At 70.6% G+C, this 15,227-nt stretch carries 12 protein-coding genes; 8 read left to right on the top strand and 4 right to left on the bottom strand.

Annotated elements, in window-relative coordinates:
* Window positions 1-8 precede the first annotated feature (8 nt).
* A complete protein-coding gene (locus EES42_RS23760; RefSeq protein ID WP_124720286.1) occupies window positions 9-707 on the bottom strand; it encodes a response regulator in 699 nt (232 codons plus the stop codon).
* Window positions 704-2,302, bottom strand: a complete 1,599-nt coding sequence (locus tag EES42_RS23755; RefSeq protein WP_124720285.1) for a sensor histidine kinase — start codon at window positions 2,300-2,302, stop codon at window positions 704-706. Before EES42_RS23755 ends, EES42_RS23760 begins: the two co-directional genes overlap by 4 nt.
* A gap of 219 nt (window positions 2,303-2,521) precedes the next feature.
* Here EES42_RS23755 and EES42_RS23750 point away from each other — a divergent pair, with 219 nt between their 5' ends.
* Genes EES42_RS23750 through EES42_RS23740 form a run of 3 tightly spaced genes read left to right on the top strand, consistent with a single transcriptional unit; the run spans window position 2,522 to window position 5,281 of the window.
* Complete coding sequence (locus EES42_RS23750) at window positions 2,522-3,337, top strand: ABC transporter ATP-binding protein (RefSeq protein WP_124720284.1); 816 nt, start codon at window positions 2,522-2,524, stop codon at window positions 3,335-3,337.
* Complete coding sequence (locus EES42_RS23745; protein ID WP_124720283.1) at window positions 3,327-4,190, top strand: ABC transporter permease; 864 nt, start codon at window positions 3,327-3,329, stop codon at window positions 4,188-4,190. The genes EES42_RS23750 and EES42_RS23745 overlap by 11 nt, the downstream gene beginning before the upstream one ends.
* A 53-nt stretch (window positions 4,191-4,243) precedes the next feature.
* Complete coding sequence (locus EES42_RS23740) at window positions 4,244-5,281, top strand: ABC transporter substrate-binding protein (RefSeq protein WP_124720282.1); 1,038 nt, start codon at window positions 4,244-4,246, stop codon at window positions 5,279-5,281.
* A 62-nt stretch (window positions 5,282-5,343) separates the two neighbouring features.
* On the opposite strand, the gene EES42_RS23735 is transcribed toward EES42_RS23740, so the two are convergent.
* Together EES42_RS23735 and EES42_RS23730 are read right to left on the bottom strand one after the other, a co-directional pair.
* Window positions 5,344-6,525: a polysaccharide deacetylase family protein gene (locus EES42_RS23735; RefSeq protein WP_241196603.1), complete on the bottom strand. Its 1,182-nt coding sequence runs from the start codon at window positions 6,523-6,525 to the stop codon at window positions 5,344-5,346.
* Between the two features lie 116 nt (window positions 6,526-6,641).
* Entirely contained in the window at window positions 6,642-8,675 is a 2,034-nt protein-coding gene (locus tag EES42_RS23730) for a transglycosylase domain-containing protein (protein ID WP_124720281.1), read from the bottom strand.
* Between the two features lie 460 nt (window positions 8,676-9,135).
* Here EES42_RS23730 and EES42_RS23725 point away from each other — a divergent pair, with 460 nt between their 5' ends.
* The 5 genes from EES42_RS23725 to EES42_RS23705 form a co-directional block, all read left to right on the top strand.
* Window positions 9,136-10,170, top strand: coding sequence for a pyridoxal-phosphate dependent enzyme (locus EES42_RS23725; RefSeq protein WP_164495300.1), 1,035 nt, complete (start codon window positions 9,136-9,138; stop codon window positions 10,168-10,170).
* 2 nt (window positions 10,171-10,172) lie between these two features.
* Window positions 10,173-11,399 (top strand): MFS transporter, encoded by a 1,227-nt coding sequence (locus EES42_RS23720; RefSeq protein ID WP_124720279.1) that lies wholly within the window; start codon window positions 10,173-10,175, stop codon window positions 11,397-11,399.
* Window positions 11,400-11,455: 56 nt separating this feature from the next.
* Window positions 11,456-12,529, top strand: a complete 1,074-nt coding sequence (locus tag EES42_RS23715; protein ID WP_124720278.1) for an ornithine cyclodeaminase family protein — start codon at window positions 11,456-11,458, stop codon at window positions 12,527-12,529.
* An 11-nt stretch (window positions 12,530-12,540) separates the two neighbouring features.
* Complete coding sequence (locus EES42_RS23710) at window positions 12,541-13,356, top strand: class I SAM-dependent methyltransferase (protein ID WP_124720277.1); 816 nt, start codon at window positions 12,541-12,543, stop codon at window positions 13,354-13,356.
* Window positions 13,353-15,227, top strand: a 1,875-nt coding sequence (locus EES42_RS23705) for a non-ribosomal peptide synthetase (RefSeq protein WP_206433554.1), incomplete at its 3' end; no start/stop codon positions are given. The genes EES42_RS23710 and EES42_RS23705, both read left to right, overlap by 4 nt.

Genomic DNA, 15,227 nt, shown 5'->3' with positions numbered 1-15,227 from the left:
CCCGCCCCTCAGCTCGCCCTCGCCCACGCGTAACGGTGCTCGGGACGGCCCGTGTCGCCGTACTTGAGGCTCAGGCTGATGCGGCCCGCGCCCTCCAGATACTTGAGGTAGCGCTGGGCGGTGGAGCGGCTGAGACCGGCCCGGGCGGCGACCTCGTGCGCGGACAGCGGCCCCTCGGCGGCCGACAGGACATGGCGGATGACATCCGCGGTGGGCGCCGAGTGCCCCTTGGGCAGCCCGGCCGCGGAGCCGGACTCCGTGGTGCGCAGGGCGCCGAAGATCTGGTCGACCTGCTCCTGCCCGGCCTCGCCCCGGCCGCCGCCCACCCCTTCGAGGGTCCGGCGCAGGGCCGCGTAACTCTCCAGCTTGGACCGCAGACCGCTGAAGCTGAACGGCTTGACCAGGTACTGGAGCGCGCCGTACCGCATGGCGGTGCGCACGGTCGCCACGTCGCGGGCCGCGGTCACCATGATCACATCGGCCGGGTGGCCGAGCTGGCGCAGCCGCCGCACCAGCGTCAGCCCCGTCTCGTCCGGCAGATAGTGATCGAGCAGCACCAGATCGACATGGTCGCGCTCCAGGAACGACAGCGCCTGAGCGGCGGTGTGCGCACGGGAGATGACCCGGAAGCCGGGGATCCTGGCCACGTACGCGGCGTTGATCTCGGCAACCCGGAAATCGTCGTCCACCACCAGGACATCGATCATCGCGACTCTCCCACTTCTGTCAGCGGCCGGACGGTGAGCGCCTCGGGCAGGACCACGGTGAAGACCGCGCCGCCGCCGGCCCGGGCCGTGACGCGGGCCGCGCCACCGTAACGCTCGGCCAGCCGGCGCACCAGCGCCAGGCCCAGGCCGCGTCCGCGGTGGGCAGGGGACTCCTTGGTGGACCAGCCCTCGGTGAAGATCTGCTCACGCATCCCGGGAGGCACCCCCGGACCGTTGTCGCTGACCCGCAGCACCGCCGTACTGCCCTCGGCCAGCAGCTCGACCTCGATGAGCGTGGCGACGTCCAGCGCGTTGTCGATCAGATTGCCCAGCACGGTCACCAGATCGCGCGGGTCCACCACCACGTCCGGCAGCCGGGTGCCCGGCGAGATGCGCAGGGACGCGCCCCGCTCCGCCGCGATGGCCGACTTGCCCACCAGCAAGGCGGACAGCAGGGGGTCGTTGACGCGCTCCGCGACCTGTTCCGCCGAGGCCCGGTGACCGCTCGTCACCTCCTCGACGAACTCCACCGCGGCATCGTGCCTGCCCAGCTCCAGCAGCCCCAGCAGGGTGTGCAGCCGGTTGGCGTGCTCGTGGTCCTGGGCGCGCAGCGCGTCCAACAGGCCGTGCGTGGAGTCCAGTTCACGGCCCAGGAGCTCCAGCTCGGTGCGGTCGCGCAGGGTGACCACCGCCCCGCCGTCGCCGGTGGGCATACGGTTGGCGATCAACACCCGGCCCCGGCAGACGGTGATCAGGTTCGCGCCGTCGACCCGCCCCGTCAGCACCTCCGCCGTACGCCCCGGCGGCAGTACCTCGCCAAGCGCGCGTCCGACCGCCTCCTGGTCCAGATCGAGCAGCCGCTGCGCCTCGTCGTTGAGCAGCCGGATCCGGCCCCGTGCGTCCAGTGCGAGCACCGCCTCACGGATGCTGTGCAGCATGGCCTCGCGCTCGTCCAGCAACGCGGAGATGTCGGCGAAGGCGAGCCCGTGCGTGCCGCGCTGGAGCCGCCGCGACACGGCCAGGGCGGCCAGCACCCCGACGGCGAGCGCCGCTCCGGAGTACAGCAGCAGACCCGGGATCGCGCCCAGCAGCCGGTCGTGAACGCTGTCGTAGGCGATGCCCACCGAAACGGCGCCCACGATGTCCTGCCGCCCGTCGCGGAGCGGGACCTTCGCACGCGCCGACCGGCCCAGGGTTCCGTCGTCGATCTGCATGATCTCCCGGCCGCCCAGCGCCGTGCTGGGGTCGGTCGAGACATGTCTGCCGATCTGTGCGACATCGGTGTGCGACCAGCGCACCCCGCGGGTGTCCATCACGACGATGTACAACGCCCCGGTGGCCCGCCGGATCCGCTCCGCCTCGACCTGCACCGGTCCGCCGGGGCTGGGGCCGGTGCTTCGCAGATCCCGGACCAGACCGGGTTCGGCGGCGGTGGTCTGGGCGATGGACAGGGCCTGGTGCATCGCCTGGTTGTCGAGCTGATGGCTGAGCGGGGCGAGGAAGAGCCCCGTGACGAGCATGGTCACGCCGGTGGTGATGACCACCTGGGTGAGGAGGACCTGGGCGAAGACACGGCGCGGCCAGTGAATGCGCATGTACTCGCCCTCTGCCTTCCGCCTGCCAGGAACATGATGCTCCGTTTCGTCCTCGTGTGAACGCAACGTAAACGTCGCGCCCGCCGATGACCAGTCCTCGTGGCGCATTCGTTGCCGGGGCCGTGAGCAGAACGAGCAGAACCCCGGGATATGAGCAGAACCCCGAGTTGTGGGCGCAAGGGTGCCCGCGTCCTCGGTGCGCCTCTAGCGTCCCGCTCCATGAAAAGCGAAACGAGCCCCGCCATCGAACTGCGGGGGGCGAGCAAAGCGTTCCGGACTCCGTCGGGGGCGCTCCACACCGCCGTACGGGATCTGGACCTCACCATCGGGCGCGGCGAGTTCGTCGCCGTGGTGGGCCCCACCGGATGCGGCAAGTCGACCACGCTGACCCTGGTCAGCGGTCTGGAGGAGCCCACCGAGGGCGAGGTGCTGGTGGCCGGCGAGCCGGTGCGCGGCATCGGCGACAAGGTCGGATTCGTCTTCCAGCAGGACGCCGTCTTCCCCTGGCGGACCGTGCTGTCCAATGTGATGGCGGGCCCCCGCTTCCGCGGAGTGCCCAAGCCCGAGGCGAAGGAGCGGGCCCGGGAGTGGCTCGCCAGGGTCGGCCTCTCCTCCTTCGAGGACCGCTACCCCCATCAGCTGTCGGGCGGTCAGCGCAAGCGCGTCGCGCTCGCGGCCACCTTCGTCAACGACCCCGAGATCCTGCTCATGGACGAGCCGTTCTCCGCGCTCGACGTGCAGACCAGGGCCCTGATGTCGGACGAACTGCTGGAGCTGTGGGCCGGCACCGGCGCCTCCGTCGTCTTCGTCACCCATGACCTGGAGGAGTCCATCGCGCTGGCCGACAAGGTCGTGGTCATGACCGCGGGACCGGCCACGGTCAAGGAGGTCTTCGAGATCGACCTGCCCCGCCCCCGCAAGGTCGAGCAGGTGCGGCTGGAGCCCCGGTTCGTCGAGATCTACCGGGAGATCTGGTCCTCGCTCGGCGAAGAGGTCCGCATCACCCGCGAGAGGGGTGCCCTCGATGTCGCCTGAGACCATCACCGCGAGCGCCGCCGTGACGAAGACCGAACGGACCCGGGCCCGGGCCAGGGCCGCCAGGAACCGCAGGTACCTGGTGACCGCGAGCCGGATCGCGGTGCTCCTCGCGGTCGTCGGGCTGTGGGAATGGCTGGCCCGTACGGCGGTCATCGACCCGTTCAACTTCTCCATGCCGTCGAAGATCTGGGACCAGATCCGCACCTGGGTCGTCGACGGAACCGCCCAGGGCTCCCTCTGGGAGCAGATCTGGTACACGCTCTACGAAGCGCTGCTCGGCTGGGTCATCGGTGTGATCGCCGGTGTGCTGCTCGGGATCGCGCTGGGCCGTGTCCGGTTCGCCGCCGATGTGCTCGGCCCGTACATCAAGGTGCTCAACGCGCTGCCCCGGATCGTGCTCGCCCCGATCTTCCTCATCTGGTTCGGACTCGGCCCGGCGTCGAAGGTCGCCTCCGCGGTCGTCCTCGTCTTCTTCCCCGTCTTCTTCAACGCCTTCCAGGGCGCACGGGAGGTCGACCGCAATCTCGTCGCCAACTCCCGCATCCTGGGTGCCAGCAACCGCCAGGTGACCCTTCAGGTGGTCATTCCCTCAGCCACCTCGTGGATCTTCACCAGCCTCCATGTGAGCTTCGGTTTCGCACTCATCGGCGCGATCGTCGGTGAGTACATCGGGGCCACCAAGGGGCTCGGCCTGCTGGTCGCCGCGTCCCAGGGCACGTTCAACGCCGCCGGTGTCTACGCCGCGATGGTCATCCTCGCGATCGTCGCGCTGCTGGCCGAAGGCCTGCTGACCTTCCTGGAGAAGCGGCTCTTCCGCTGGAAGCCGGCCGACGCCGACACCGCCCGCTGACGCCCCGTCACCACGACTGTCCCCGAATGTTTCTTCACAAGGACGTGAATCAGATGCGTGCATCCACCCGGATCCCGGCCCTCGCCGTCGTCGGCGTACTCGCCCTGAGCAGCCTCACCGCCTGTGGCGGCGACTCCACCTCGGCCTCCGGGGACAAGAACGACAAGGTCAAGATCATGGTCGGGGGCCTGGACAAGGTCATCTACCTGCCCGCGATGCTGACCGAGCGGCTCGGCTACTTCAAGGACGAGGGGGTGTCGGTCCAGCTCCTGACCGAGCCCGCCGGCGTCCAGGCCGAGACGGCACTGGTCTCCGGAGACGTCCAGGGCACGGTGGGCTTCTACGACCACACCCTCGACCTCCAGGTGAAGGGCAAGCAGGTCGAGTCGGTCGTCCAGTTCTCCCAGGCCCCCGGCGAGGTCGAGATCGTCTCCGACAAGGCGGCGGGGGAGGTCCGTTCGGCGAAGGACTTCAAGGGCAAGAAGCTCGGTGTCACGGGCATCGGCTCCTCGACCGACTTCCTGACGAAGTACCTCGCCGTGAGCAACGGTGTGAAGACCAGTGAATTCACACCCGTGGCCGTCGGAGCGGGACAGACGTTCATCTCCGCGCTCCAGCAGGGCTCCATCGAGGGCGGCATGACCACCGATCCCACGGTCGCCACCATCCTGGACAAGAAGCTCGGCAAGATCCTCATCGACATGCGGACCCCCGAGGGCTCCAAGGAGGCGCTCGGCGGGCTCTACCCGTCGTCCAGCCTCTACATGCAGACCGAGTGGGTCAACAGCCACAAGAAGACCGTCCAGAAGCTGGCCAACGCCTTCGTCAGGACGCTGAAGTGGATGTCGACGCACAGCGCCGACGAGATCGCCGCGAAGATGCCCGCCGACTACGCCCAGGGCGGCGGCAAGGCCCTCTACGCGCAGGCGATCAAGAGCACACTGCCCATGTTCACCAAGGACGGCGTCATGCCCGCGGACGGCCCAGCCACCGTCGAGCGGGTCCTGAAGGCCTTCAACCCGAACCTGAAGAACGCCGAGGTGGACCTCGCCAAGACATACACGACGGAGTTCGTCGAGAAGGCGAACTGACCGCAGGCGTCACGGCGCCCGGTCGGTACGGCTCCCGTAGCCGCACCGACCGGGCGCGCCGCCTACTGCTTCCAGCTCTGGGGCTGGCCGGGGTCGAGGGTCCGCCACTGCGCGAGGACCTTGGGGTCCTGCGCGTCGAGCCAGTCGGTCAGTTCGCGGAAGGACACACAGCGGACCTCCTTGCGGGGGCAGACCTCCCGCATCGTGTCCTCGGCGGCGTCCATGTATATACCGCCGTTCCAGTCCTCGAAGTGGTTCCCGATGAACAGCGGTGCACGGCTGCCGTGGAACACCCGGTCGAAGCCCGCGACGTACGCGTTCCGCGCCTCCTTGCGCCACGTCTCGTACTTCGCGGGGTCGCCCTCGGTGCTGCCCTCGGACTGGTTGTAGAGAAAGTTGAAGTCCATGGACAGCACCTGGAAGTCCTTGCCGGGGAACGGCAGCATCTGCAGCGGCAGGTCCCAGATGCCGTTCTTCTTTGACGGCCAGACCTGGAAGTCGCCCGGCGAGCTCGCGTCGTAGCGCCAGCCGAACGGCTTGGAAGCCGGGAGCAGCGTCTTCTGGCCCTCCAGGCAGGGGGCTCGCCCGCCGACGACCTCACGGGTGGGGTCGAAGGGGAGCGGGTCGAGGTCCTTGTAGCCGGTGTTCGTCTTCCAGTTCTGCACGAAGGAGTAGAACTGCCCGATCTCGCTGATCCACTCGTCCTTGCTCCAGTCCCCACCGCCCTTCTTCTCGCAGAAGTGGCCGTTGAAGTGCGACCCGATCTCGTTGCCCTCCCGCCAGGCGTCGCCGAGCTGTTCCAGCGTCATCCGGATGTGCTCGCGTGTCGGGTACGAGATGGCGGCGGAGCCGGCCTTGTGCTGCGGCGGGTGGTAGAGATCCCGTTTCTCCTTCGGGAGCAGATAGATGCCGGTGAGGAAGAACGTCATGTGTGCGTTGCTCTCCTTCGCCGCACGGCGGAAGCGGGAGAACATGTGGTCGTCGCCCTCCAGCGCGCCGTCCCACGAGAACACCACGAACTGCGGCGGCCGCTCACCCGGCTTGAGCCGCTCGGCCTTCAGCTGGGACGGCTGCGGACCGGTGTACGACGTGGAGCCGTCGCCCAGGATCTTGACCTTTCCGTCCCACTCCTCCTCCTCGGTGTCCCCGCCGCTCCCGCGGTGCTCCCGGGCGGTCGGTGTCGGCGCGGCGACGGTTCTGATGCCCTGCTCCGGGGTGCGGGCGTCCGAGGTCTCGTCGGACATCAGCGGCACCAGCGCCGCGGAGCCCGACACCACAAGGCATGCGGCGAGCCCCAGGACGATACGGGGTGTGAGGCGGGCCCCTATTCGGCGTGCGGTCGACTTCACTCTGGTCTCTGTCACTTGGTCATGGCTTCCGTGTATGTGTTCCAGATCAGGGCCGGGAGCTTCCCGTCGTCCTCGGGGCCGCCCGCCAGGCCCTTGAGCGGCAGCGGGGCGAGGCTCTTCGTCAGGTCCATGCGGAAGATGACGACGGCGGTGGCGGCGGTCGGGCTGTACCCGACGTGCCACCGCGCGGTGTCGTCCTCGGTGGTTCCGGCCTTGACGGCGACCGGGCCGACGAGCGCGACTCCGGGCGCGCCGGGCTGGGTGAGTGATCTGGTGATCTCGTCGGCGACGTCGGACCGGACGGCGCGTCGCGGCTTCGGCAGGTCGAGCCGGACCGGTTCGCCGTTGCGGGTGACCTTGCGGACCGAGTACGGATCCGTGTGCACCCCGCGGGCCGCGAACGTGCCGTACGCGTCTGCCATCCGGATGGCGCTGGGGGTGGAGTTGCCCATCGCGAACGCCGGGACCGGCGGGCCGAAGCTGGAGGGCAGCAGCCCCGACGCCTCCGCCGTGCTGCGGACCAGCTTCAGCCCCGTGTCCATGCCGAGCTGGAGGAAGGGGGAGTTCACGGACTTCGCCATGGCGTCGTGCAGGCTGATCCGGCCGAAGGATTCGTCACCGTCGTTGTTGCCCTTGACCATCTTCCCGCTCCGGTCCCAGTAGGGGCCTTCGGGTGTCATGACGGGGATGTCGTCGTCGCCGTCGTACTCGGTCGCCGGTGTGACGGTGGAGCGCGGTCCGTTGCGTCCGTGCGTCACGCCGTGCTGGAGGCCGGCGGCGTAGACGAAGGGGGTGAACGCCGATCCGGCCGGGACGGTGCCCGCGTTGGATTCGTTGAACGCCTGCTTCTCGAAGTCCGGTCCGCCGTACACCGCGAGGATCCGGCCGTCCGCGGCGACGGTCGAGGCGCCGAAGCGGACGGAGCGGTCGGCCTTGCGCCGCTTGGGATCGAGGGTCTTGCGCGCATCGCGGACGGACCGGGTGAGGGCGGTCATCCGCGGCTTCTCGAACGTCGTGTAGATCTGGTAGCCGCCGAGGTCGAAGCGCGCGTCGGAGATGTGCCCGGCCCGTTTGGCGTACGACTCGGCGAGCTGTACGAGATAGCCGTTCTGCCCGCCCGCGCTGTTGGGCCGGTGCGGGGGCTTCGGCTCGGGGAAGGTGGTGTACGTGGCCCGTTCGGCCGGGCTCAGCCTGCCGATCTCCACCATGCGGTCCAGCGTCCACCGCCAGCGCTCGACGGCCCGTTCGTGGTTGCTGGGTCTGACCGCCGGGTCGTACAGCGAGGCCCCCTTGAGCAGGGAGGCGAGGAAGGCGCCCTCGCTGGCGTTGAGCTGGGTGACCTCCTTGCCGTAGTAGGCCTGCGAGGCGCGCTGGAGACCGTAGGTGCCACGGCCGAACCAGCTGGTGTTCAGGTATTCCTGGAGGATCTTGTCCTTGCTCAGGCGGCTGTCCAGCTTGACCGCCAGCAGCATCTCGGTGAACTTCCGCGAGAAGGACTGGTCCTGCGACAGATAGACGTTCTTCACGTACTGCTGGGTGATGGTCGACCCGCCCTGGGTGTCCCCGTCACCGACTGTGCGCCACAGCGCGCGGGTGATCCCTTGTGTCGATATGCCGTGGTCGGAGTAGAAGTCGGCGTTCTCCGCCGCCAGTACGGCCCATCGCACGTGTTCGGGGATCTTCGACAGCGGCATCTCCTGGCGGCTCACCCAGCCGGTCCGGGCCATCGGCGTGCCGTCGGCCCAGTAGTAGACGGTGTCCTGCTGGGTGGCGAAGGCGTTGAGGTCCTCGGGTATGTCCGTACGGGCGTAGGCGATCCCCACCACGGTCGCCAGTGTCGCGGTGAACATCAGCACCGAGCCCAGGGCCAGTCGCCACGAGGGAACCCATCTTCGCCAGCCGCGCCGGCCCGCGCGTGGGTAGTCCGGTCTGCGCGGCCTGCGGGCGAGCGGGCGCTTCCTCGTCTGCTTGCGGCGCCCCGTCCCCGGGACCAGCACCGCTCGTGCCGCCAGCGCCGCCCTGCTGAATCTGTTGTGCTGTGTCATTCCGTCCAGCCCTGACAGGCCGGACGCGGCCGCAGACCGCGACCGCGCCCGTGCAGTGGTCATTGAACGTCCGCCGCCACACGCCGGCACATCGACGCCAACAGATCAAAGGCCAAAGCATGACCGAGAGTTCTGTCGCGAAGTCACGTAAAGATAACAGGCCCTCGGGAGAGGTCGTGCCGTCGCGCTCCCCGGGGTCGCGGCCCGGCGTCGAACCGGCCAATTCGACTGCACCCGTTCGCCCCGCGCCCGCCGCGGCACCGGACCGTGCCTCGGCCTTCGCCGGACCGCGGACGGAACCGGCGGGGCGTCAAGCGATGTTCTGGCCAACGGCGACTCGCGTGCGCCGCAGTGCCGTGGTGACACCGGGGGCCGCCCGCCTATGGTCTGAGAGCGCGCAGCCGGGCCGGCCGGTCGCTCCATCGCCTTGGTCGCACGACGCATCGCACAGGGAGAAGCCGTGTCGCGTGTCAATCCCGTCCTGGCACGGGCCCTTCGCACAACTCCCCTGCTCCGCCTGGACGTCGCCCACCGGGGCCGGGTCCGGCGGCTGGGACTGAAACTGGAGGACCACGGCCCCACCGGATCGGTGAAGGACCGCAGCGCCGTGGGCCTGTTGCGGTCGCTGCACGACGAACGGCCGCTCGTCCCCGGCACGGTGGTGGTGGAATCCACCTCGGGCAACCTGGGCCTCGCCCTGGCCCGGCTGCTGCCGGCACTCGGTTGTGACTTCCTCGCCGTGGTCGACTTGAAGACCCCGCACTCCACCCGCCGCAGCCTCGCCGACAGCGGGGCGCGGGTGATCGTCGTCGACCGGCCCGACGGACTGGGCGGCTATCTGCTGAGCCGGCTGAGCCGGGTGCGCGAACTGTGCGCGGACAACCCCGGATACCGCTGGCCCGACCAGTACGGGAACTGGGCCGCGCCCGCCTTCCACCGGCGCACCACCGGACCCGAACTCACCGAGCAGGCGGGACCGGAACTCGGCGCGGTGTACGTACCGGTCTCCACCGGCGGCACCCTCGCGGGCATCAGCGCCCACCTGCGCGAGCACCGGCCCGACGTGGCCGCGATCGCAGTGGACGTACGCGGCTCACTGGCCGTCTCGGGCAGTGCCGGACGACGCCTGGTCCCGGGCATCGGAGCCAGCCGGCCGTCCGTCTTCCTGAAGACACCGCACAGCTACGACCGCGCGGTGCATGTCGACGACATCGAGGCGATCGCCGTCTGCCGGATCATCGCCGAGGACATCGGGCTCGCACTCGGCGGCTCCAGCGGCTGCGCGGTCCGCGCGATGCTGACCGATCAGGAGGAGGCCGGGACCGATGACCGGCTCGCGGTCTGCCTGGCCGCGGACGGCGGCGCCAAGTACCGCGACACCCTCTACTCCGACAACTGGGCTAACGAACAGGGTGTCGCCAAGGAGATCACCTCCGCCGTGGAACAACTGCGCAGCGAAGGACTCTTCTTCGACCGGAAGCACCAGGAGCACTGAACATGGGCACCAGCACCACCCTCGACCGGCAGCGGACACGCCCCGGCCACCGGCAGTTCCTGCCGCTGGTGCAGGCCGCCACGCTGATCGAGTGGACGGGAACGGGACTCTTCCTCGCCGTCTCGACCATCTACTTCGTCAAGGTCGCGCACCTCAGCACCGCGTCCGTCGGCACCGGCCTGACCATCGGCGGCGCCGTGGCCCTCGCCGCCGCCGTACCCATCGCCCGGCTGGCGGCACGCCACGGGCCGAAGCCGGTGCTGATCGGTGTGATGCTGCTGCGCGCCCTGGCCACCGTCGGCTACCTGTGGGTCGACGGCTGGTGGAGCTTCCTCCTCGTGGTCTCCGCCATCGCCGTCACCGAGCAGTCCTCGCCCCCACTGGTCCAGTCGTACGTCGGCGCACGCGCCCCGGAGAGCCTGCGCGCGAAGGTCATGGCAGTGCAGCGCACCGTCGTCAACCTCGGCATCAGCCTGGGCGGGCTGATCGCCGGAGTCGCCCTGGGCTCCGGCGCGCCCGGAGCCTTCCGGCCGCTGCTGATCGGCGGCGCGCTCGCCTATGTCGCGGTGGCCGCGGTGTACGCCACCGCGCGGCGCGAGGAAGCCACCGCCGTGGCCGGCGGCGCCCGGGTGGCGGAGCTGCTGAAGGACCGCAGGCTGCTCGGCTTCACCGCGTACAACGCACTGGTGTCGCTCTGGATGCCGGTCCTCAACGTGGCCTTCCCGCTCTGGCTCGTCACCGAGACCGACGTACCGGAGCGTTACGTCGGCGTCCTGTACGCCGTCAACACCGTACTGTGCATCGCCCTCCAGTACCCGCTCAACCGCTGCTACAGCACCACCCGCCGGGCCTGGTTGTCCTATGCGGCCGCGGCGCTGCTGCTCAGCGGCGGCGCCCTCGCCTTCGCCGCCGCGCCCGGCTTCGGGGCACGCCGGGCACTGCTGGTGCTCGGCGCGGCCGTCGTCCTGCTGACCTTCGCCGAACTGCTCCAGGTCGGCGCCTCGTGGACCCTCTCCTTCGACCTGGCACCGGAGGGGGCGCGCAGCGCCTACCTGGTGCTGTTCAACACCAGCCGCACCGTGGCCAACCGGGTCGCCGGCCCGGTGCTGATGACCGGCGTCGTCCTCGCCCTCGGCACCGCGGGCTGGATCGTGCTCGCCGGCGCACTGCTGCTCGGAGCGCTCGTCCCCTTCGTGATGCTCCGCACGGCACCCGCCACCGGCGGCTGAGCCCGCCCCGCACCGCCCACCACAACCGCCCCCCTCGCCAAGGAGCCCCGCCCGCCATGGACTTCGAGCAATACCCCGACAGCCACTTCCGCCATCTGACCCGCGCGGACGTCATCGAGGCCGCCCGCGACGTGGACATCGTGGCGGCGGTGGCCGAGGCGCTCAGGCTGCACTCCGCCGGACACTCCGTCCTTCCCGAGGAGGCCTACCTCGGCTGGACCACCCCGCAGGGCGACGCCGCCAGACTGCTGGCCATGCCCGGTGCGCTCACCGAGGAGGGGCGGGCACCGGTCATCGGCATGAAGACCATCAATGCCTCGATCGGCAACCCGGCGCGCGGCATACCCCGCGCCCAGGGCTTCACCCTGCTCCTCGACCCGGAGACCGCCCGCCCCCGCGCACTGATGGAGGCCGCCTACATCAGCGCGATGCGCACCGCGGCGGTGACCGCACTCGCCGTGCGCCACCTCGCGGTGGCAGAACCGCGCGGACTGGCACTCCTCGGCTGCGGCGCCCTCGCACAGGCACACATCGCGCTGCTGCTGCGCACCGTGCCCACCCTGCGCCGCATCACGCTGTACGACGTGGCCCCCGACCGGGCGAAGTCCGTCGCCCACCACATCGCCACGCTGCCCGCAGCGGCGGACATCGAGACGGTCGTCGCCGACGGGCCGCGCGAGGCGGTCCGGGACGCCGAAGTCGTGGTGCCCGTCACCACGGTGACCAGGGGATACATCGAGCCGGACTGGCTGCGGCCGGGCGCGCTGGTCTGCCATGTCTCGCTGGACGACCTCACCGAGGCCGCCGTGCTCGCGGCCGGCACGGTGATCGTCGACGACTGGAGCCTGGTCCGGGACGACCCGCGCCGGCTGCTCGGCCGGATGCACCGGGCGGGCACCCTGCTCGGCCCCGACGGCACCCCGCGCCAGGGAGTCACCGCGCGGCCCGGTGCCCGGCCCGTCGACGGCACGCTCGGCGACGTGATCGCCGGACGGCACCCGGGCCGCCGCGACCAGGACGAGATCGTCATCAGCAACCCGTTCGGGATGTCGGTCCTCGATGTCGCCGTGGCCGACCGCATCCACGCCCGTGCCGAAGCCGCCGGTCTCGGCACCCGGCTCACGCTCTGAGGGGGATCCGCATGACGATCGATCAGAACATCCAGGAGATCAACCGCACCATGTGGTCGTACGGCGAGTACCGGCACGTCGCCGATCTGCTGCGACCGGGCGCCGTCGAACTGGTCGACCGGCTCGCCCCCGCCCCGGACACCGTCCATCTGGACGTCGCCACCGGCAACGGCAACGTCGCCCTGCTGTCCGCGCTGCGCGGCAGCCTCGTCACCGGGCTGGATCTCACCGACGAGTTCTTCCCCGACGCCCGCGAACGGTTCGCACAGGCCGGCGTCAAGGTGGAGCTGCGCCGCGGCGACGCCCAGGAACTCCCTTTCGCCGACGCCTCGTTCGACCTGGTGACCTCCACCTACGGAATCCAGTTCGCGCCCGACCACGCCGCCTCCGGCGGGGAGATGGCCCGGGTGCTGCGGCCGGGCGGCCGGATCGGTATGTGCAACTGGACGGCGCGCAGCTGGACCGCGCACTTCCAGGAGATCCTCTCCGCCTACTTCCCCTCGCCCAACGGCCATCAGGGGCAGCCCATGCTGTGGGGATCACCGGACTACCTCGCCGAACTGCTGGGACCCGAATTCACGGTCACCTCCGAACGCCGGGAACTCTTCTACCCGTTCACCACGGCCGAGGACCTGGTGACCTTCTTCGAGAACTGCTTCGGACCCTGCATCGCGGCGAGGAACACCATCTCGCCGCCCTCGCGATGGAAGGAACTGCGCGCGGAAATGGTCGAGATGACCGAGGGATTCCACACCACGGACGAGCGCGGCACGGGCGTGCCCGTCGAGTACCTGCTGGTCACGGCCGAGAAGCGGGCGGTCCGGTGACCGGCCTGCCCGAGCACTACCCACAGCTCCCGCTGGCCGCGGGGGCACGGGAGCGCGCCGTCGCCGCGGCACTCACCCGCCGCGAACCCTACGAGCTGGGCGACGGGGTCCACGCCTACGTCGAGCGGTTCGCCGCCGCACACCCCGACCGGACCGCGATCGAGGACGGCGAGGCGTCCATCGGATACGGCCGGCTGGCCGACCTGACGCGCCGCACCGCCGGACGGCTGGCGGCCGCCGGGATCTCGCAGGGGCAGATAGTCGCGGTCGGCGGCCGGCGCGGCGCCGACGTCATCACGGCGTTCCTCGCCCTGGAGCTGCTGGGCGCCGTCTATCTGCCGGTCGACGCGGGCTGGCCCGCCGCCCGGGTCGAAACCCTGCTCAACGACAGCGGCGCCGCACTGCTGCTGACCACCGGCGAACCGGCGGACAGCGGGGAACTGGTCAAGGGCGCCCGCGCGGCCGGTGTACCCACCACCACACCGCGACCGGCGGACCATCCGTACCCCCGGACCGGGCCGCCCGCCCCCGGCGAGGTGCGCTACGTCCTCTACACCTCGGGTTCGACCGGCCGCCCCAAGGCCGCGATCGTCGAGCACCGGGGGATGCTCAACCACCTCTGGGCCAAGGTCGACGACCTCGGGCTGAGTGCCGACGACCGGCTGGCCCAGACCGCACCGCTGAGCTTCGACATCTCTGTCTGGCAGATGCTCGCCCCGCTGCTGGTCGGCGGCCGGGTCCAGGTCTTCGCCGACGAGCAGGCACAGGACGGCGCCCTGCTGCTGGCGGAGCTGCGCCGACGCGGAACCACGGTGCTGGAGACCGTGCCCACACTGATCCGCTTCCTGCTGGACGCCCAGCAGGGCGCGGGAGCGCGGCCCGGCGCGCTGCGCTGGATGATCGCCACCGGCGAGGCGCTGCCACCCGCGCTGGCCCGGCGGTGGCACGACACCATGCCGGGCATCCGGCTGCTCAACGCCTACGGCCCCACCGAGTGCTCGGACGACGTCACCCACGCCGAACTCGGCCCGCCGGCCGCCGGAGTACGCCATCTGCCGATCGGCTCGCCCATCGGCAACGCCGACCTGTACGTGCTGCGCGAGGAGAACGGGCAGTGGCACGCCTGCGCGCACGGCGAGACGGGAGAGCTGTTCGTCGGAGGGCTCGTCGTGGGCCGCGGATATCTCGGCGACCCGGAGCGCACCGCACTCGCCTTCTTCACCGACCCCTTCTCCGCCGACGGCGGCCGCCTCTACCGAACAGGGGACGCGGTTCGCGTACTGCCCGACGGCCAACTGGAGTATCTGGGCCGGGTGGACCGGCAGGTGAAGCTCGGCGGCGTACGCATGGAACTCGCCGAGATCGAGGCGGTGCTCGGCGCCCACCCCGGCGTCGCCGCCTGTGCCGTCGTCGTCCACACCCCCGACGACACCGGGGCCCTGGTCGCCCGGGAGAGCGCGCACACCCCGGTGGCCTCCCAGCCGCCCCGGCTCGTCGCCTATGTCACCGCCTCCGGCGACGATCCGGCCGAGGAGTCACTGCGTGCCCGGCTGAGCGAGCGGCTGCCCGCGTCCATGGTGCCGCACACCTTCGTCGTACTGCCCCGGCTCCCGCTCACCCGCAACGGCAAGACGGACTACAAGGCCCTGCCCGCACCACCGCGCCGAAGCCGCCCCGACACCCGCCCCTACGTTGCTCCGCGCGGCGGGGCGGAGAGCGTGATCGCGGACGCCATTGCCGGAATCCTCGGCACCGGCCGGGTCGGCAGGCACGACAGGTTCCTCGAACTGGGCGGCGACTCGCTGCTCGCCATGCGACTGGTCGCCGCCCTGCGCGAGACGGGCTCGGCGGCCGGCCTGCGCGACGTACTG

The organism is Streptomyces sp. ADI95-17 (assembly GCF_003846175.1).
GTDB lineage: Bacteria > Actinomycetota > Actinomycetes > Streptomycetales > Streptomycetaceae > Streptomyces > Streptomyces sanglieri.
The sequence above is the reverse complement of the archived record's forward strand: the minus strand, read 5'-3'. Positions and strand labels throughout refer to the sequence as shown.

Bases quoted from the DNA above. Each gene is read 5' to 3' on its own strand.
- EES42_RS23710 (WP_124720277.1), top strand. From the start codon at position 12,541: ATGACGATCGATCAGAACATCCAGGAGATCAACCGCACCATGTGGTCG.
- EES42_RS23750 (WP_124720284.1), top strand. From the start codon at position 2,522: ATGAAAAGCGAAACGAGCCCCGCCATCGAACTGCGGGGGGCGAGCAAA.
- EES42_RS23715 (WP_124720278.1), top strand. From the start codon at position 11,456: ATGGACTTCGAGCAATACCCCGACAGCCACTTCCGCCATCTGACCCGC.
- EES42_RS23760 (WP_124720286.1), bottom strand. From the start codon at position 707: ATGATCGATGTCCTGGTGGTGGACGACGATTTCCGGGTTGCCGAGATC.
- EES42_RS23730 (WP_124720281.1), bottom strand. From the start codon at position 8,675: ATGACACAGCACAACAGATTCAGCAGGGCGGCGCTGGCGGCACGAGCG.
- EES42_RS23740 (WP_124720282.1), top strand. From the start codon at position 4,244: ATGCGTGCATCCACCCGGATCCCGGCCCTCGCCGTCGTCGGCGTACTC.
- EES42_RS23720 (WP_124720279.1), top strand. From the start codon at position 10,173: ATGGGCACCAGCACCACCCTCGACCGGCAGCGGACACGCCCCGGCCAC.
- EES42_RS23755 (WP_124720285.1), bottom strand. From the start codon at position 2,302: ATGCGCATTCACTGGCCGCGCCGTGTCTTCGCCCAGGTCCTCCTCACC.
- EES42_RS23735 (WP_241196603.1), bottom strand. From the start codon at position 6,525: ATGTCCGACGAGACCTCGGACGCCCGCACCCCGGAGCAGGGCATCAGA.
- EES42_RS23745 (WP_124720283.1), top strand. From the start codon at position 3,327: ATGTCGCCTGAGACCATCACCGCGAGCGCCGCCGTGACGAAGACCGAA.